This is a genomic window from Nocardia neocaledoniensis (assembly GCF_003182135.1).
Lineage (GTDB): Bacteria > Actinomycetota > Actinomycetes > Mycobacteriales > Mycobacteriaceae > Nocardia > Nocardia neocaledoniensis.
Genome location: NZ_QGTL01000006.1, coordinates 131,600 through 149,223 on the forward strand (window position 1 = coordinate 131,600; position 17,624 = coordinate 149,223).

General features: G+C 68.6%; 17 protein-coding genes. 6 read left to right on the forward strand and 11 right to left on the reverse strand.

Annotated elements, in window-relative coordinates; all coding sequences use genetic code 11:
- The first annotated feature begins 10 nt into the window (after window positions 1-10).
- Window positions 11-1,378 (forward strand): hypothetical protein, encoded by a 1,368-nt coding sequence (locus DFR69_RS18165; protein ID WP_110038781.1) that lies wholly within the window; start codon window positions 11-13, stop codon window positions 1,376-1,378.
- Here DFR69_RS18165 and DFR69_RS18170 read toward each other — a convergent pair.
- The 4 genes from DFR69_RS18170 to DFR69_RS18185 all read right to left on the reverse strand — a co-directional run bounded on the left by DFR69_RS18170 (window position 1,359) and on the right by DFR69_RS18185 (window position 4,754).
- Complete coding sequence (locus tag DFR69_RS18170; RefSeq protein WP_110038782.1) at window positions 1,359-2,420, reverse strand: Ppx/GppA family phosphatase; 1,062 nt, start codon at window positions 2,418-2,420, stop codon at window positions 1,359-1,361. The genes DFR69_RS18165 and DFR69_RS18170 overlap by 20 nt on opposite strands.
- A 46-nt stretch (window positions 2,421-2,466) precedes the next feature.
- Window positions 2,467-2,799, reverse strand: coding sequence for a hypothetical protein (locus DFR69_RS18175; RefSeq protein ID WP_208644002.1), 333 nt, complete (start codon window positions 2,797-2,799; stop codon window positions 2,467-2,469).
- Between the two features lie 174 nt (window positions 2,800-2,973).
- A complete protein-coding gene (locus DFR69_RS18180; protein WP_110038783.1) occupies window positions 2,974-3,630 on the reverse strand; it encodes a response regulator in 657 nt (218 codons plus the stop codon).
- Complete coding sequence (locus DFR69_RS18185) at window positions 3,627-4,754, reverse strand: sensor histidine kinase (RefSeq protein ID WP_110038784.1); 1,128 nt, start codon at window positions 4,752-4,754, stop codon at window positions 3,627-3,629. Before DFR69_RS18185 ends, DFR69_RS18180 begins: the two co-directional genes overlap by 4 nt.
- A gap of 159 nt (window positions 4,755-4,913) precedes the next feature.
- Between DFR69_RS18185 and DFR69_RS18190 the strand changes: the two genes are divergently transcribed.
- Window positions 4,914-5,372: a DUF6326 family protein gene (locus DFR69_RS18190; protein WP_110038976.1), complete on the forward strand. Its 459-nt coding sequence runs from the start codon at window positions 4,914-4,916 to the stop codon at window positions 5,370-5,372.
- A gap of 176 nt (window positions 5,373-5,548) precedes the next feature.
- Here DFR69_RS18190 and DFR69_RS18195 read toward each other — a convergent pair whose 3' ends face one another.
- Window positions 5,549-6,409: an alpha/beta hydrolase gene (locus tag DFR69_RS18195; protein WP_110038785.1), complete on the reverse strand. Its 861-nt coding sequence runs from the start codon at window positions 6,407-6,409 to the stop codon at window positions 5,549-5,551.
- Window positions 6,406-7,161: a helix-turn-helix transcriptional regulator gene (locus tag DFR69_RS18200; protein ID WP_146229309.1), complete on the reverse strand. Its 756-nt coding sequence runs from the start codon at window positions 7,159-7,161 to the stop codon at window positions 6,406-6,408. Before DFR69_RS18200 ends, DFR69_RS18195 begins: the two co-directional genes overlap by 4 nt.
- Before the next feature lie 278 nt (window positions 7,162-7,439).
- On the opposite strand from DFR69_RS18200, the gene DFR69_RS18205 reads away from it, so the two are divergent.
- Window positions 7,440-8,543 carry an esterase-like activity of phytase family protein gene (locus tag DFR69_RS18205; RefSeq protein ID WP_110038787.1) on the forward strand — a complete coding sequence of 368 codons (1,104 nt, stop codon included), beginning with the start codon at window positions 7,440-7,442 and terminating at the stop codon, window positions 8,541-8,543.
- A 96-nt stretch (window positions 8,544-8,639) separates the two neighbouring features.
- On the opposite strand, the gene DFR69_RS18210 is transcribed toward DFR69_RS18205, so the two are convergent.
- Window positions 8,640-8,999, reverse strand: coding sequence for a winged helix-turn-helix transcriptional regulator (locus tag DFR69_RS18210; protein ID WP_110038788.1), 360 nt, complete (start codon window positions 8,997-8,999; stop codon window positions 8,640-8,642).
- A gap of 63 nt (window positions 9,000-9,062) precedes the next feature.
- Between DFR69_RS18210 and DFR69_RS18215 the strand changes: the two genes are divergently transcribed.
- Window positions 9,063-9,437 (forward strand): VOC family protein, encoded by a 375-nt coding sequence (locus DFR69_RS18215; protein ID WP_110038789.1) that lies wholly within the window; start codon window positions 9,063-9,065, stop codon window positions 9,435-9,437.
- Window positions 9,438-9,541: 104 nt separating this feature from the next.
- Window positions 9,542-11,233, forward strand: a complete 1,692-nt coding sequence (gene ilvD, locus DFR69_RS18220) for a dihydroxy-acid dehydratase (RefSeq protein WP_110038790.1) — start codon at window positions 9,542-9,544, stop codon at window positions 11,231-11,233.
- A 39-nt stretch (window positions 11,234-11,272) separates the two neighbouring features.
- On the opposite strand, the gene DFR69_RS18225 is transcribed toward ilvD, so the two are convergent.
- From DFR69_RS18225 to DFR69_RS18235, 3 genes are all read right to left on the reverse strand, one after another.
- Entirely contained in the window at window positions 11,273-12,004 is a 732-nt protein-coding gene (locus tag DFR69_RS18225) for a hypothetical protein (RefSeq protein ID WP_146229310.1), read from the reverse strand.
- 62 nt (window positions 12,005-12,066) lie between these two features.
- Window positions 12,067-12,651 (reverse strand): hypothetical protein, encoded by a 585-nt coding sequence (locus DFR69_RS18230; protein ID WP_110038792.1) that lies wholly within the window; start codon window positions 12,649-12,651, stop codon window positions 12,067-12,069.
- Window positions 12,652-12,656: 5 nt separating this feature from the next.
- On the reverse strand, window positions 12,657-13,427 hold the full coding sequence (locus tag DFR69_RS18235) for a hypothetical protein (protein WP_146229311.1): 771 nt from the start codon (window positions 13,425-13,427) through the stop codon (window positions 12,657-12,659).
- Between the two features lie 247 nt (window positions 13,428-13,674).
- Between DFR69_RS18235 and DFR69_RS18240 the strand changes: the two genes are divergently transcribed.
- The gene (locus DFR69_RS18240; RefSeq protein ID WP_110038794.1) at window positions 13,675-14,298 is read left to right on the forward strand and encodes a TetR/AcrR family transcriptional regulator; all 624 of its coding nucleotides are present in this window, start codon (window positions 13,675-13,677) and stop codon (window positions 14,296-14,298) included.
- Between the two features lie 71 nt (window positions 14,299-14,369).
- On the opposite strand, the gene DFR69_RS18245 is transcribed toward DFR69_RS18240, so the two are convergent.
- The gene (locus DFR69_RS18245) at window positions 14,370-17,588 is read right to left on the reverse strand and encodes a bifunctional cytochrome P450/NADPH--P450 reductase (RefSeq protein WP_110038977.1); all 3,219 of its coding nucleotides are present in this window, start codon (window positions 17,586-17,588) and stop codon (window positions 14,370-14,372) included.
- Window positions 17,589-17,624 lie beyond the last annotated feature (36 nt).

Here is a 17,624-nt window from a genome sequence, read left to right on the forward strand (position 1 = left end):
AGGAGCGACCATGACCCGCACCGCTCCCGCGATCACCCCCGTGACCGCCGTCAATCGGCTCACCGCCGACGACGACCTGTTCCTCAAACTGCACAGCCTCTACGGCAACGCGCTGGTCAACCAGCTCGCCTGGCGCTTCGACGAACCACTCGGGCGCGACCTGCTCGACCGCTTCCACGCCCAGCTCGCCCACGGCTTCCTGGCCCGCCGGGTCCAGCCCGTCCGGGTGCCGTTCGCGCGGCCCTACTGGCTGCCCGCCACCGCGTCGATCCCGCTGGGCTGGGACACCGTGCCGGTCGCCGACGACGAGGTGCTCGACTGGTTCTTCGCCCAGAGCCGGGTGGATTTCGACCCGGCGTCCGGTCTGGTGTGGCGGTTGTCGGCCGCGCCGACCACCGCGGGTGGCACCGTGGTCTCGCTGGTGACCTCGCACGTGGCCTCCGACGGCGGCGCGGTGCTGTTCGCCGTGAACGACGCGCTGGCCCGCGTGGGCGCTACCCCGGACCGGGCAACGAGTTCAGGTGCTCTGGTTGGTCGCGCGCCGCGAAACACGTTCGGCGCGAACGCCTTCGACGCGATCTTGCAGTTGCGCGCGGTGGCGACGGGTATCGGGGCCGCGATCGCTGCGCGCGGCGTCACCGAACCCGCCCGCACTTCCCGGCCCGCGACCCCGCTGCTCCCGCTTCCCGATCGCTGGTCGCCCGCCGATGTGGTCGTGAATCTGTCCTTGGATCAGTGGAACTCCGTCGCCGCCACGCATTCCGGCACGACGAACGGTCTGCTGATCGCGCTCGGCGCCGGTCTGCTCGGCCGCAGCGGCCGCGTCGGCGACGCCGCCGACATCCGCGTCGACATCCCCCATTCCCTGCGCACCGCCGACGACCCGCGCGCGAATGCCACCACCGGCCTGCCGATCTCGGTCCGCTATCGCGCCACCGACCGCGTCGATCTCGGCGCGATCAGGACGGCGATCAGACGCGCGGCGACCGCCTACCGCGACCCGGCGACCACCCCGGCGCTCCAGCATCTGCAACCCGTGCAGCGGGTCCTGCCCCGGGCCGTCCTGCGTCACTTCGCCCGCACCGCCACGGCCCCGGAATGCCTGTGCACCAACCTCGGTGAGACCGCCGAGGGCGTCGCCGGAATCGGCGGCCACCGCGCCGCCGAGGTGCTCATGCGCCCGGTCGTCGCCACCAACGACCCCGCCCTGTTCCGCCGCATGCAGGCCGGCGTGAACCTGTCCTTCTGCACCGACGGCCACACGGTCACCCTCGCCGTGACCGGCGCCGACCCCGACCGCTTCCCCACCCGCGCCGCCCTCCGCGCCCTCCTCACCGCCGAATTCGCCTCCTGGGGGCTCACACCCCACTACTGGTGATCGGTGCCTGCGCGGTCGTCGGAACCTCGTCGCCCTCGGTGCTGCCGGGCAGCAGGCTCAGCGACGGCGGGTCCGGCGCCGGGGTCCCCCACCGGCGGAGCGCGGGCTTGTCGCGGTCGACCGCGGCGGCGAGGAAACGCAGGACGACGCCTTCGCGCAGCGCCCACGGACTCACTTCCAGGGCGGTGACGCCGAGCTGGGTCAGTGCCGTCTCCGCGACGATCGCACCGGCAAGGATCTGCCGGGCGCGAGGCACCGAGACACCGCGCAGCCGGGCCCGTTCGGCCGCGCGCAGCCCGGCGAGCAGATCGACCTCGGCGGTGATGTCGGCCCGGGTGAGCGAGCGGGTGACGAACGGCCCCTTGCGTTGCGGTGGCGCACCCGCGAGTCTGGCCAGCTGCTTGAAGGTCTTCGAACTGCCGACGACGCGACGCGGCGGATCCTCCCAGTGCAGCCGGTCGCGGACCTGCGCGATGCCTTCACGCACGTGTCTGCGCAGCGCCCGCCGCTCCTGTTTCGACGGCGGGTCACCGGCGAGGAATTCCCGGGTGAGCCTGCCCGCGCCCAGCGGTAGCGACGCCGCGAAGAGCGGTTCGATGTCGCGGCCGAGCACGATCTCCATCGATCCGCCGCCGATGTCGAGCAGCAGCAGGGTGCCCGCCCGCCAGCCGTACCAGTGCCGCACGGCCAGGTAGGTCAGGCGCGCTTCCTCGACGCCGGTCAGGAACTGCGGGCGGATACCGGCGGCGGCTTCGATGCGGTCGAGCACGTCGTCGCGGTTGGGCGCGTCGCGGATCGCCGCGGTGACGAAGGCGTAGAAGTTGTCGACCTCGAAATGTCCTGCGGCACACAGTGCCCGGTACACCGCCGAGGCGACCCGTTCGATGCCCGCGGCCGACACGCGGCCCTCGGCGTCGAGGTCGTCCCCCAGCAGTACCGGCTCCTTGACCGCGTGCAGCGGCAACGGCGGCGCTCCGGGAGTCACGTCGACGACGAGGAACTGCGCGCAATTCGAACCGATGTCGAGCACACCAGACCTCATGTCCTCGCCATACCCCCGCTCACGCCGCCCACACACCGCCGAACGGTCAAAGCTCCGCCGGATACGGCGCCCGTCTCGTCTCGTAGCGGAGCAGATCGAAGAATTCCGTCATCGCGACGGCGACGGGTGCGTCGCGGGTGAGGATCGCGGCGGCGGTCTCCGGGATCCCGGTCGGTGCCCGGCCCGCGGCGTACGCGCGCAGGCGGACCGCGCGCTCATCGCGGCCGGCCCCGAAGAGCTCGGCCACCAGCCACTGTCCCGTGTACATCGTGCGCGGCGAGTCTCGCCATGCTCCGAACGCGAGACCGCCGATGCCGTAGTGGCCGTACATCGGCAGGTCGAAGAGAGTGGCCGTGGAGCGGACGTTCTCCGGCCGCAATTCCCGCCCGAGCCGAGTGGCACCGCGGCATCCAGCGCCCGCCGCAGCGCGTGATCGCTGAGCTGGGCCAGCGTCGTGGAGACGGAACCATATGCGGCAAGGCGTGTTTCGGGACACAACGGCGTCATGGCCACCAGACTGCACCAGCGCCGCCCAGGCAGCGATCCGCGCGCGCTAATCGGCGCGCACGCGCCTGGTGTCGTAGGCCCACATCGCGATCTCGACGCGGTTGCGGGCGCCGAGCTTGTTCATCAGTGAGGCGACGTGGGACTTCACCGTGCTGAGGCCGACGAAGAGGGCGGTGGCGATCTCGGCGTTGCTCCGGCCGCGTGCCACCAGCGCGAGCACTTGCTCCTCGCGTTCGGTGAGCGCGTCGGTGGGCTGGACCGGGACGGTCGGCGCCTGGTCGGCGAAGGTCGCCAGCAGGCGGCGGGTGATGTTGGGGGCGATCAGCGCGTCCCCGGCCGCCGCCGCGTGCACGGCCTGCACGAGCAGCTCCGGCCCGGCGTCCTTGAGCAGGAACCCGCGGGCGCCGGCGCGGAGAGCACCGAGAACGTACTCGTCGAGGTCGAAGGTGGTGATCACGACGACCGCCATCGGGTCCGGGACGCCTGGCCCGGCCAGGCGCCGCGTCACCTCGACGCCGTCGAGCCCGGGCATCCGGATGTCGACGAGCAGCACATCGGGACGCAACCGGGTCGCCAGATCGAGCGCCGCGAGCCCGTCCGCCGCCTCGCCCACGACCTCGAGGCCGGGTTGCGCGCCGAGGATCATCACCAGCCCGGTCCTGACCAAATCCTGGTCGTCGGCCACGACCACGCGAATGCTCATGCCGGCAGCACCGCCTCGACCACCCAGCCGCCTTCCGGCCCCGGCCCGGCGACGAGTGATCCGCCGAGCAGCTGGGCGCGTTCGGCCATTCCGAGCAGGCCGAACCCGGGCTCCGGGACCGGCCCCGGCTCGGCCTGTCCGTCGTCGCTGACCCGCAGTCTGACAGCGTCACCCTCGCGGCGCACGTCGATCCCGACGCGCGTCACACTCCGGGCGTGCCGTACGGCGTTGGTCAGCGACTCCTGCGCGAGCCGATAGAGCGCGGTGTCCACGGGCCGGGCCAGCCGGGTCACCGGGCCGTGCAGCGAGACCTCGACCGTGGGCGTCGTGTCGGCGCGGGCCAGCGCGCGCAGGTCCGCGACACCCGGCGGCGGCGCGAAGGCGACGGCATCGTCCGCACGTAGTACCCGCACCATGGATCGCATCTCCGCCAGTGTCCGCGACGCCTCGGCCTCGATCGCGGCCAGGACCTCGGCGGCCTTCGCCGGCTGGGTGGCGGCGACCACGCGACCCGCCTGCGCCTGCACGGCGATGGCCGAGACGTGGTGGGCCACGATGTCGTGCAGCTCGCGCGCCAGCGCCACCCGCTCCTGATTGCGGATCTCGCGCTGCCGGCGGTGCCAGAGGTCCGCGCGGTAGCGGAACACCGCCGCGAGCGCGACGATCAGCAGCAGCAGGACGCTTCCGCCGAAAAGATCGGCCCAGCCCGCGGCGGAGGCGTACATCCCCAGCGCGACAACGGCGATCACGAACACCGTCCCCACGACGATCTCCCGACCCGAGCCCCAGCGCACCAGCGAGTAAAGCAGGATCAGGACGGCCATCACGGAGTAGAGGTCGAGACCCCCGGCGTGCGCGGTCAGCTGGAGGATGGACAGCAGCCCGGCGACGCCCCATCCGACCAGGGCGGTCGGCAGGGGGCGGCTGCGTCGCCAGAGCAGGGCGGGTACCAGCACCAGGGCGAGCACCGCGGGCAGGGGCCACCAGCCCGAGCCCGACCGAACGACGCTCTCGACCACGGCGACGGCCGCGTACCCGCCCACCAGCAACCAGTCGAGGCGACCGATCGGTGGGGCGTCACCGGGCCGCGGCTCGTGCCAGAGGGAACGCCGGGCAGTGACCACGGCTTCAGCATAGGGATCGGCACGTCTCGGCGGACCCGCCGAAAGTACGAGATCGAGATCGTGCCATCGGCCGGGCGAACTCCGGCCTCCGGGCCGGTGTGCCCGCGGCCGGGCTCGGCGATCGTGGACGTACCGATCCGCCCCACCACGGAGCCCATCATGACTACACGTCAAGCCACCACCCTGGAAGACCAGCCGATGCCGGTGCGAGCCAAGCTCGCCGCGGCATGGACGAGCTTCATGTTCCTGTACGCCTACGTGGACATTCTCAATTTCTACACCCCCGGCGTCGTCGCCGAGATCCTCGCCGGCAAGGTCTTCGAATTCGACCTCTCCCAGACCTTTTCGACCACGGCCCTCACCCTGATGGCCGTCCCGATCGCCATGATCGTGCTCTCGATGACGCTGCCCGCCACGGTGAGCCGCGTCACGAACCTCACCGTAACGGCGCTCTACGTCCCCGTCACGGCCTTCAACGCGACCGGCGAATCCTGGCTGTTCTTCTACGGTCTCGGCGTCGCCCTGGAACTGATCCTTCTCGCCGCCATCCTGCGATACGCCTGGACCTGGCCCCGCACCGTGGCCTCGACCACTTCGTCCCGGCCAGTGTCGCGTTGATGTTCTCCGCGATGGTGAATGCCACCGGCGCGACGCTGCCCACGCCGATTCCCGTGGCGGAACTGCTCACCAACCGGTTCATCAGCACGCAGGTGCGCTGAATCCCGCCCACCGTATGACCTGCGCCTCGACCCCTTTCGGCCTCGGGGCACCCGCACCGCGAACAGCTGCCGCTGCTACTTCTCGGCGTCGGGCCCGGCTCGCAGCGTCCGGTCGATCCACGCGATGATCTCGGCCAGGATGACCGGGCCCTCGGGTTCGTCCTCCACACCGTGGTAGACGCCCGGGCAGGTCTTCAGTGTCGCGGAGGGCACGAGGTCGACCACCCGGCGGCTGGCGGAGATCGGGTTGATCAGGTCGGCGTCGCCGTGCACCACGAGCAAGGGTGTGGTGACTCGTGTGGCAGCCGAGGTCACGCGATCCATCTGCGCCAGGACGTCGATCGCGAAGCGCGCAGTCGCTCGCCCATGGACCAAGGGATCGGCGTAGCGTGCGGCGACGACCTCGGGGTCGCGATTGACACGCTCGAACCGCAGCCCGTTCGGCAAGGCCAGGGCGGGAAGGACCCGGCCGAGGCTCCTCACCACGGCCACCTTGGCCCGCTGGTTCCGCAGCTCCGAGTCGAACGCGGGCCCGGTCACCACCGCCGCGCCCACGTCCGCGTGCGGTCGGTCCGCGGCGTAGAGGAACGCGTAGAGCCCGCCCAGGCTGTGGCCGTACAGCACGACCGGTGCGCCGCCCGTTCGCTCGCGCTCCCGCGCGAGGAGATGGTCCAGCGCCCGTGCCGTCGACCGGTATCGGACATCGCCGCGGCGTCCTTCGGAGCGCCCGAATCCCTCGTAATCCATGGCGAGCACGGAGAAGCCGGCCGCGGTGAACAACCGGGCCGTGCTGTTGTAGCGGCCGGCGTGCTCGCCGAGGCCGTGCATGATGACGACGCCGGCCCGCGGCGACCCGCTCGGAATCCAGCGCAGGGTGGTGAGTCGGGGGCCGCCGCGCTCCGGCGTGCAGGAGTCGACGAGTGGTGAATCGGTCACGGGCAGTTCCTTTCCGGTCTGCTCGAGCCTCCCCGCTTTCCCGCCGCCCGGCTTGGACCAACCTGCTGGATCGGCAGGATCTCCCACTGGATCGTCGCGAACGCGCTCGGCGGGCCGCCGAAGGTCCGGCGACACGTCCGCGTGAGGTGGGAGCTGTCGGTGAACCCCGCCAGGTGCGCCGCCTCGGTGAGCGAGCAGCCCTGCGCGACCGCCGTGGTCGCCCGGAGCAACCGGAGCCATCTGACATAGGCCCGGAAGGTGATCCCGAGTTCCTCGGCGAAGAGATGGGACAGCCGGCTCTCCGACAGATGCACGGCCGCGGCGACGTCACGCAGCCGGACGGGTCGTAAGTCCAGCTCGGCCTGGAGGTGCGCGCAGGCGGCGGCAACTCCCGGATGACGCAGTCGCACAGCGCTTTCGGGAAAACGCAGGCGCCCTTCCAGGTACGCGCTGTGACCGTTCACCAGGACCTGTCCCGCATGCTGCCAGGAGCCTGCATCGGACGGCTCGTCCACGAGTTCGATCAGCTCGGCACCCAGGGCGGACCGGGGCTCGACGTGCGCCACGACGCCCCAGGCCTCGTCGGCAGTGAACGCGTGCGGCTGACCGGCGGGAACGATGGCCGCGTCGGTCAGCCGCCGACGACCCTGCCGATCCTCGATGACGAACGCGCCGTGGTGAGCGATGGCCACCTGCACGGAGTGGTGGGCATGTCGCGGCAGACTGCCCAGCGGACCCTCGATCTCGAGCACACCGGGCCGCAACCGCCCTGTGCCAGACCACCGCGAGATCACCGGTTGTCGCTCATCCGCGTGTGCATCGGCCGCAATATACGCGCCGGTGGAGCGCTACGACACCACCACGAAACGCCGGCCTCGCACGCCCTGGAGCCGACCCGTGTCGGACTCCTTCACCGGGGCACGCGCCGATGCGAGGTGGACCGGTGAGCGGGACGCCGGGCTGGAGAGTTTCGCCACCGGCCGACGATGCTGTGGCCCGACTCACGACGAGCGAAGGGTTTCGGCAGCAAATGAGGCTTCACAGGTTCGGCGTCACGGCGGCAGTGCTCGGCACGGTCGCGCTTGTCCCGCTCACCGCACACGCCGACGAGGGCAGCGGAGCGATCCGCTACATCAATACGGTGACCCTGTCCGACGATCTGTCATTCGGTGGGTTCACAGTCGGTGGGCTGTCGGGCATCGACTACGACACCGCGAAGAACTCCTACGTCGCGATCAGCGACAACCGCGGCGAGGAAGGCCCGGTGCGCGCCTACACCCTGAACCTACCGATACGGGCCGACGGCACTCTGGGTGAGCCGCAGTTCGACCAGCTCATCCCACTGCGCGACGCCGACGGAAACCCTTACCGTGCAAGCACTTCCGACACCGAATCGATTCGATGGCTGCCCAACCACAAGGGATTTCTCTACACCAGCGAGGGCGAGGCCTCGGTCGGCCGGCCAGGTTTTCTCCGCGAAGCGAACCTCGACGGCAGTTATGTCCGTGACGTGCCGGTCCCCGCCGCGTTCACTCCGACGCTCGACGCCGACGACGCCCTGATCTCCGGGATCCGCGACAACCTGGGCTTCGAGAGCATGGACCTGTCCCGTGGCAGTTCCTCGATCGTCGCGATGAGCGAGAACGCCCTGGTGCAAGACGGACCGGCCGCGACGACCGATGCCGAGAGCCGCGCTCGTCTGGTCCAGATCCACCGCAACAACGGCACCGACCTGGCCGAGTACCTGTACCCGGTCGACCGGGTGTCGCCCGGCGGAGTGGCGATGGCGACCGGTGTGGCGGAAATCCTGTCGCTGGACGACAACCGGTACCTCACCCTCGAGCGCGGCCTCGTCCCCGGCAAGGGCTTCACCGCCCGCGTCTACGAAACCTCCACCGCCGATGCGGACGCGGTCACCGGTGTGACGGCCGCACCCGCGAACGCCGAGCCCATGCAGAAGACGCTGTTGTTCGACTTCGCCTCGGTGGGCGTCGACCCCCAGTGCGTCGAAGGCATGAGCTGGGGTCCGACCCTGCCCGACGGATCTCGCTCGCTGGTCCTGGTGTCGGACAACAACTTCGGACTCGCCGGCAAGACCGCGTTCCACCTGCTGTCGGTCCCGGCCGATCTCTGAACTCCGACGACAGCGGCCCGCCTCGAATTCGTGACGCCTCGCCTGCAACGATGTAGCCACGTGCTCGTCCAAAGACCGATAGCTCGGCGCGCATACTCATTCAGTCGTGGGATTCGCCTCGAGCAGTGCTTCCAGGTGCGTGCGCGACCAAGCGCACAAACTGTGCACGGTCGTCAGCAGGTCGGTCCCGGCCGCGGTGAGCGAATAGTCGACACGGGGGTTGGCGGAGTGGTGATCGTGACGGGCGACGATTCCGTCGGCTTCCAGCCCGCGCAGGGTCTGGGTGAGCATCTTGTAGCTGATGCCGTCGATCGATCGATGCAACTCGGCGAAGCGGCGCTCGCCGGGTCCGATCGCTTCGATCACCGTCAACGCCCATTTCGTCGACAGCGTCGCGAAGATGCGACGAGCGACGGCAGCCGCCTGCGTGTGCCGGTCGGACTCGCTGACGACCATGTGGACCTCTCACCTCGAAGTGCGTACTTACCCGCGACCGACATCGACCGTACCGTCGGGCCGGTGAACATCCTCAAGACCTACGCCCGCCTCTTCGTCACCGACCTGGACCGAGCGCTCCCCCTCTACGAAAGGCTGGTCGGCACCCCCGCCGATCTGCGCTTCCGCTTCGAGCGAGCCGACATCGCGGCCGTCGGGGACTTCCTCGTGATCGCCGGACCACCGGACGCCGTCAGCGACTACCGCGACACCATCGGACCGGTGATCGTCGACGACCTCGACGCCGCCCAGCAGTTCGTCACCGGCATCGGCGGCGAGATCACGCACGGTCCGATCGTCTCGGCGACGGGTCGGGTGGTGTACGCGCGCCACCCCGACGGTGTTCACGTCGAATACGTGGAGTGGGCACCCGGCATCCGCTCGCACGTACTCGGCTGACGAGGTCGGACTCGGCGGCCGGACCAGGGGTGGAGCGGGCTTCATCCGACACCGCGATGGAGTGGCGCGCGAGTGTCGGCACGGCATGCTCGTAGGCTTGCTGTATGGCACACGACGACGACCGATCGATCGACATCAAACCCCGCTCGCGTGATGTCACCGACGGTCTCGAGAAAACCGCGGCCCGCGGCATGCTTCGTGCCGTCGGCATGGGCGACGAGGACTGGGCCAAACCGCAGATCGGTGTCGCGTCCAGCTGGAACGAGATCACGCCCTGCAACCTCTCGCTCGACCGTCTGGCCAAGGCGGTCAAGCAAGGCGTGCGCGCCGCGGGCGGCTACCCGCTCGAGTTCGGCACGATCTCGGTGTCCGACGGCATCTCGATGGGCCACGAGGGCATGCACTTCTCGCTGGTCAGCCGCGAGATCATCGCCGACTCCGTCGAGACCGTGATGATGGCCGAGCGCCTGGACGGCTCCGTGCTGCTGGCCGGATGCGACAAGAGCCTGCCCGGCATGCTGATGGCCGCCGCGCGTCTCGACCTGTCCAGCGTCTTCCTCTACGCGGGATCGACCCTGCCCGGCAATGTCGACGGCAAGGACGTCACGATCATCGACGCGTTCGAGGCTGTCGGCGCGTGCATCAAGGGCTTGATCACCCGCGAGGAGGTCGACCGCATCGAGCGGGCGATCTGTCCGGGTGAGGGTGCGTGCGGCGGCATGTACACCGCCAACACGATGGCCTCGGCCGCCGAGGCGCTCGGGATGAGCCTGCCCGGCTCGGCCGCCCCGCCCGCCCCCGACCGGCGCCGCGACGACTACGCCGAGAAGTCCGGTGCCGCGGTCGTCGAACTGCTGCGCCGCGGGATCACCGCCCGCGACATCATGACGCTGGAGGCGTTCGAGAACGCGATCACCGTCGTCATGGCACTCGGTGGCTCGACCAACGCCGTGCTGCATCTGCTGGCCATCGCCCGCGAGGCCGGTGTCGAGCTCACCCTCGACGACTTCAACCGGGTCGGCGACAAGGTGCCGCACCTGGGCGATCTCAAGCCGTTCGGCCGCTACGTCATGAACGACGTGGACCGCGTCGGTGGGATCCCGGTGGTCATGAAGGCCCTGCTGGACGCCGGTCTGCTGCACGGCGACGTCATGACCGTCACCGGCCGCACGATGGCCGAGAATCTGGCCGAGATCGAACTCGGTCTCGACGGCGAGGTCATCCGGCGGCTCGACCGCCCGATCCACCGCTCGGGCGGACTCACCATCCTGCACGGCACGCTCGCACCCGAGGGCGCCGTGGTGAAGAGCGCCGGCTTCGACTCCGACGTCTTCCGCGGCACGGCCCGGGTGTTCGACGGCGAACGCGCCGCGATGGACGCGCTCGAGGACGGCACGATCGTGGCCGGCGACGTGGTCGTCATCCGGAACGAGGGCCCCAAGGGCGGGCCGGGCATGCGCGAGATGCTCGCGATCACCGGCGCCATCAAGGGCGCCGGCCTCGGCAAGGACGTCCTGCTGCTCACCGACGGCCGATTCTCCGGCGGCACAACGGGCTTGTGCGTGGGCCACGTCGCGCCGGAAGCCGTCGACGGCGGCCCGATCGCGTTCGTCCGCGACGGTGACCCGATCGTCCTCGATGTCGCCAACCGCATCCTCGACGTCGACATCGACGACGACGAACTCGCCACCCGCAAGGTCGGCTGGGAACCGCTGTCCCCCAAGTACACCTCGGGCGTCCTGGCCAAGTACCGCAAACTGGTCAGCTCGGCCGCCCACGGCGCCGTCACCGGCTGACCCGCCGCGGCACGAAGAGACCAGCACGGGCCGGTCTTCTCAGCCGCGAGCAGTGGCACAGAAGATGATCGCCGGGTAGGTGGCGACGAACGCCCAGAAGAAGGTCGTCAGGCGCATCACGAAGGCGGTTCCGAGGTGCAGGAGCGCACCGCTGATCAACAGTGCGTATGTCAGCGGCCCGATACCGAGGAGTACCAGCGGAAAACCGCACTCGAACGCGATGACAGACCAACACATCGCCACCGCGACGCCGCGATGCCGGGCCAGGACCCGCCCGGCCCACGGATGTCCGTAGGACTGTGTCGCCAGCACTTCGGGTAGTGCCGCGCCACTGCGCCACGACCGGCCGGCCAGCTTCGCAACGCCCGCGGTGAAGTACGCGAGACAAGCCTGTGCCGTCAGAAACCACAGGACGATCTCGTCCGCCCGAGTCTGTCCCACGCCGAACGCCAGCGCCAACGAGGCGAAAACGATGATCGTCATCTGGTCGGCCCCGTCACCCCCGAAACGTGAGCGCATGCCCAGCAGAATGTAGGTTGCGGCGATCACGGCGGCGGCCGCGGCGTTGAGAGCCGACGAGGGGTGCAGGGCAAGAAGAATCCCGCAGGCCAGGCAGGCGACGACGAGTCCGAGCACTCTCGGATAGACCAGCACCTGTCCGACGCTGCGCTGGAAGGACTTCCTCGACAACAACGGGATGCTCGTCGCCGAGACAGGCCAGCTGGCGAGGGAGCCGTCGGCCATCAGCCGCGGCGTCGCCAACCGCTCCAACGATCCGATGATCACGGCGACGGACCCGATTGCCGCCGAAAGATGCAGCGCGGCAGTGCTTGTCAGCATCGGCTCGCGACCTCTCGGGTGACGGCCGGTCCGCCCGGATGCATGGCCGATACGAAGAGCACCTGGTGTTCGGGATTCTCGTCAGATCCTTTGGACCGCATGACCAGGAACTGGGTGGCGTACGGGCGATGGTCCCGGGGCAGACTGCAGACGAAATTGAGCAGTGCGATGTAGGGCAGCGTCGTCTGTATCCGGTCGGCGTCACCGTCCAGCGACAAACCCGCTTGCAGGAGTTCCAGCGTGATATCGATCAGTGCCTTGTTCTGCCTTCTTCCCGGATGCCACAGCGCACCCACACATTTCGCGGGCCTGCGCGGGCCGATCTCGCGCCAGGGCGCCAATTGCCCGTCCGCCATTCGATCGCGGTACAGCAGATGCAGATTGTCGGTCGCGGGAACGGGCGCGAAGAAATGCCAGCGCGGCAACAGCCCGAGCACATCACGCGCGCGAAACCATTGCTGCATTGTGCCGGCTTCCCACCTCTCCAGATTTCGGGGAATCTGGCAGATCACGGATACGAGGAACCATGTCAGCAGCGCGGCGGCGACCAGAACGAAGACCGCATCGTCTGTTTCCATGTGGTTCAGTGGACGTGCCCGAGAGCTTCACGTCGGATATCGAGCAATTCCCTTGCCGTCGCGGCCGGCCCCAACTTCTCCACCTGCTCATCCGACAGGTGCTGTTCTATCTGTGCCGGCGGAACGCTGACGGCGCAACAGATGGCGGTGGTGAAAGCCACGGCCGTGACCATGATGAACGTGCCATTCGGACAGCAATCACCGTTGATCGTGAGGTTCGCCTCCAACTGATCGTGGGGCACCTGTACCAACGCGGCGCGTTCGGCGGGCGTCAGCGGTGGCGCGTGCCTGAGAGCGACGGCTTCCAACGCGGCGTCGGTCCCCTCGAGTCGGTGCTCGATCAGGGTCAGGTGAGCCGGACTCAGCTCCCCGCCGTTGTACGGATTGTCCAGGATGGCCACGCCGAGATCTTGCGGCGGGAAGACGTTCGTCGCGAGGGTCCTGCCGCCATAGCGAATGGTCGCGAATACCGGCGATCGCTGCAGCAACCGCCATGCTTGATAAACCGAAAGCCTTTTACGGTCCACGAACCGGGGCACGATCTCGTTTTCGACCATGTCGACATCGTCGCTGTGGCTGCGGGTAGCGATATCGCGAACGCGCTGCAGAATCGGATCACCCTGCGCGGCGACGAAAACCCGAACGGCCCCGGGTGGGCAGAGCAGCGCGCGATCGGGCTGCGAGGGGATGTAATCCAGAACTTCGATCTCGCGATATCGCAGTGAACGAACCGCGAGTTCATCGGCTGCGAGATGCAGCAGGGTCTGCTCGTCCACGCCCAGACCTCCCAGCATATCGGCGATGCCTTCAGGTTAGGTGAGTAAAAGTACCACATGCTCGCCCCGGCGCCGATACCTCAGATGTGCTGGAAAGACTTTTCGCGAGCCGCTGCACGACCGGCGAACCGGGTCTCAATTCACGCCGGACGGTATCCACGATGTCATCCGCCACAACGATTCCGAATTCATTTGTCAACCTTTGTCGGTCGACCAGGTCGACGGACACAGTCGTATAGTGCCTGGCATGGCTCATGTCACCGCGGCCGAGCGCCGCCCTCAGCTCATCAAGGCGGCGATCGACCTCATGACGAGGAAGGGCGTCGCGGCGGGGAGTACGCGGGCCATCGCCACCGAGCTCGGGGTGGCGCAGGCGACGCTGCACTACACCTTCGGGTCGAAAGAGGATCTGTACGCGGCGGTGTTGAAACAGATCACCGAGGACCTCGTGGCGCAGCTCGAGCGAGCAGCCCCGTCGGGCGGCGGGTTCGAGGAGACTCTGGCCGCGTTGGCCGGCGAGTTGTGGCGCAGTACGTCGGAACCGGCGACCAACTACCAACTGCTCACCGAGCTCATCATGTTCGCCCTGCGCACGCCTGGTCTGAGCGAGGCCAGAGAGAGCCACTACCGTCAGATGCTGGGCGTGACCACGAAACTGGTGGCCGAGACGGCGGAACGGACCGGTTTCGAGCTGCGCCGGCCCGCGGACGTCGTCGCGCGATTCTTTCTCGCCGGATTCGACGGGCTGACGATGCACCGCCTGTGCCTCCCGGACGAGGCCGCCGAGCATGTCGGCCTGCAGGCGATGGTCGCCGCGACAGTGGCACTGGCCAGTGGAGAGCTGCCGTTCACCGACGTACGACTCGGCTGAAGCGCGCCCTCCGCACAAAGACACAGCTTGCCGAGAGCATCTGCCTCGACAAGCTGTGTCCGGCCGCATTGTCAGCCGGCCCAGACATCCTCGACGTAGCGACCGGACTCGACCAGGTCGGCCAGCCATCGCTCGGCGTCCTCGTCCGAACCACCGGCCCACTGTCGATGAATCGCCGCGATCGCGTCCCGCACCGCGGGCGCCATGCGCCGTCCGTCACCGCAGACGTAGACGCGCCCACCGGCCGCGAGGATCGACCACACCTCCGCGCCCTCGCGGGCGATGCGGTCCTGGACGAAGCGAGCACCGTTCTCAGGCGCGTGCATGAAGGTGGGGCGCATGCTCACGACACCGGCGGCCTCGGCGGCCTCGAACTCCTCGCGGTGCAGGTAGTCCACGTCGGGGTGGTCACAGCCGAAGTAGCACAACAGAGTTCCGGTCGAACCGGCATGCTGCCGGTCCAGGACAGCACCACGGAAGGGCGCCAGCCCGGTGCCCGCGCTGACGAGGATCACCGGCACCGACGGATCGGCCGGCAGGCGGAAGGATTCGCTGCACGGCAACACCCTGGCCTGCACGGTGTCACCGGGCCGCAGGTTCTGCACGTAATGGGAGGCGATGCCGGCGAAGGTGCCGTCCCCACCGCGATGGGGCGCCGCCAGCAGCGAGACCATCAGGTCGACCTCGCCGGGCCAGGCCGCCGAGGACGAGGAAATCGAATAGTGCCTGGGCCGCAGTACGGGAAGCAGCTCCAGGAAGCCCTCGAAGGACAGCTCACATGCCCGGTACTGCTCGAGCAGATCCAGGACACTGCGTCCGGCCCTGGTCACCTGTTCCTCGAAGATCTCCGGAGCGGCGGCGGCGAGTTCGGCCAGCGGCCGCTGCTCGGGTGGGCAACCAGTGTGTTCGGCGAGTACGGCGACCCGTTCCGGCGTGGCCGGATCCTGCAGCTCGACGAAGTCGGCGAGCAGACGTCGCAGGGTGAGCGGACGATCGATGGGCAAGGCATTGCGGCTGCGGCGGCGCGCGCGCAGCTGGACCGTGCGCTCGAGGTCCAACCCGAAGCGTGCGGCGACACGCTCGACGAGGGCATTCGGGTTGCTCGGCAGCACGGCGAGATGGTCGGCGGTTCGGTACGTGACACCCTCGGGGAGGCGGATCCGCACGAACCGCTTCGAGCGGCCGAGTTCGTGATCCATATCGACCAGTTCATAGCTGTCGAGGACCTCCATCGGCTGGACCCCGTGCCGCGCGGTCAAGCCCGCGATGACCGACTCGGAGGCGTCCTGCAGTTCGTAGAGGCCCTGCTCCGCGTCTGCCACGTCGGGAATCTCGGCCGTTCCCTCGGTCGGCACGCCGTAGCGGTCGAGCAGCGCGGTCCACAATGCGTCGCTCCACTGGTCGACCGCGCCCGCGAAGTTGCCGGAGGCGTCGGCAGCGCCTCGCTCGAGTAGCGGCGTGGCGCCCGCAGCCGCCATTCGTTCGTCGATCATGGTGGGGACACGCTGGTAGGTGGCGGCCCAATTGCGGTCGCCGACACCGAGAACCGCGTAGGTCACGCCGTCGAGCGCGCCGGGCTCGAGCCCGTCCAACCACGTCAGGAAATCGGCGGCGTCGTCGGTCGGTCTGCCGTTGTAGGAGGCGGCCACGATGACTACCGGGCCTTCGATGTCGGCGAGTTTTCCGACATGAGAGTTCAAGGAGCCGACGGTCGGGGTGAAGCCGTTTCCTTCTCCGTCGGCGGCGAAATCGCTCGCGAGGCCGCTGCAGGTGCCGAGATTGGATCCGTGCAGGAAGGTGAGTGCGGTACCCGGCGCACGTCGGCGTGTGCGTGCCGAGTTTTCACCGGGCGCGATGTCGGTGGCGGCCGGTGCGGGTCGACGTCGTTCCGCGCTGGTGCGGCGGGCAAGCTCGAGGGTGAAGTCGTCGGGCTTGATCGTGAGCGAGGACTTGATCTTCAACTGGTAGTCACGATGGTCGATCAACCGGTACCGGTGCACCAGCAGACCGAGTAGCAGCGTCGCCTCGTGGAGCGCGAATTGCCTTCCGATGCAGGCACGTTCGCCGTTGCCGAACGGCTTGAACAGGTGCACGGAGCGAGCGGCCTCGCGCTCGGGCGAGAACCGCTCCGGGTCGAACAGCTCGACGTTCTCGCCCCAGGCGGGATCTCGGTGCAGGGCTGGTGTGATCACCATCAGGGTCTCCCCCTTGCGGACGGGGAAGCGCCCGCCGATGACGGTGTCCTCGATCGGCTCGAGGGCGAAGGCCGGTGCGGTCGGCCACAGGCGCAGACTCTCGTTGAGGACCTGGCGGATGTAGGAGAGTTTGCCGATGTCGGCGTAATCGGGGTCCGGCATGTCGGTATCGCCCCACAACGCGTCGACCTCGGCCTGGGCCCGCGCGAGCACCGCGGGATGCTTGGTCAGGTAGTGGAGCGCGAAGGACAAAGCGCCACTGGTCGTCTCGTGTCCGGCGATGAGGAACGTGATCACCTGATGACGGATGTTGATGTCGTCCAATGGCTGACCGGTCACCGAGTCGGCGGTGTGCAGCATCATGCCGAGCAGATCGGCGGTCCCGCTGTCGCCGGACGCGCGCCGCTCTCGGATGACCTCGTCGACCAGATCGGTCATGAGGTCGGCATCCGCACGGAAACGCAGGGCCTGCTTGCGTTTGAGAAACTCGGTGCCAGGGATGGATTCTCCCTTCTCCTGGGTGAACCCGAGGGCACGGGCCATCGCCTCCACGAAGGGGTGCAGGTCGTCTCGGCGGAAGGACTCGAAGTCGTAGCCGAAGCCGCACAACCCGATGGTGTCGAAGGTCAGCCGGGTCATGTCGTCAGGGACATCGACGGCACGGACTCCAGCGAGCCGATCCCACTTGCCGATGAGCGATCGGGCCACGTCGAGCATGGTGGCGTGGTAGCCGCGCATCGCCCCGAGTGAGAACGCCGGCATCAGGATGTCGTGCGCTTTACGCCAATTCGGCTCGTGATCGAACGCGGTGAACAGCCCGTCGCCGGCGATCTGGCGCACTTCGACCAGGTCTTTGTGCACGTTCTTGCGGAACCGGGTCTCGTCGGACAACTCCTCCACGAGATCGAGACCACCGACAACGACCATCTCGGTGTCGAAGAAGCGCACGCGGTAGATCGGCCCGAGGTCCTTGACCTCCTTCATCATCCGGTAGACCCCGTCCATCCCGCCGGGAAAGGTGAGGGCGTGCCCGACCAGGGGCAGTGCGGGGCGCTGAGGGATCGCCTCGAGCCTGCCTACGGACGTATCGATCATGACCATGCCTTTCGTCGCTCACCAGCAATGCGCTGT